Annotated in this window: 1 protein-coding gene; it reads left to right on the top strand. The window is 66.8% G+C overall.

Going from position 1 to position 265, the window contains the following annotated elements; all coding sequences use genetic code 11:
• Positions 1–265 (top strand): NADP-dependent isocitrate dehydrogenase (locus AC5RWX_RS34620; RefSeq protein ID WP_494100615.1); only part of this gene is annotated, 265 nt, incomplete at both ends.

The following is a 265-nucleotide window of genomic DNA, read 5'->3' as shown; positions in this document are numbered from 1 at the left end:
CACCAGCGCCAAGATGCTCTCCGTCGTTCCGCTGATGAACGGCGGCGGACTGTTCGAGACCGGTGCCGGCGGATCCGCCCCGAAGCACGTCCAGCAGCTGCTCAAGGAAAACCACCTGCGCTGGGACAGCCTGGGTGAGTTCCTGGCCCTGGCCGTCAGCTTTGAGCACCTGGCCACCACCACGGGCAATGCCCGCGCGCAGGTCCTGGCCGACACCCTGGACCGGGCCACCGGTACCTTCCTGCTGGAAAACAAGTCGCCAAGC

Source organism: Arthrobacter sp. SPT-J7, assembly GCF_059089965.1.
Note: the sequence above shows the minus strand (reverse complement) of the source record. Positions and strands in the feature narration are given on the sequence as shown.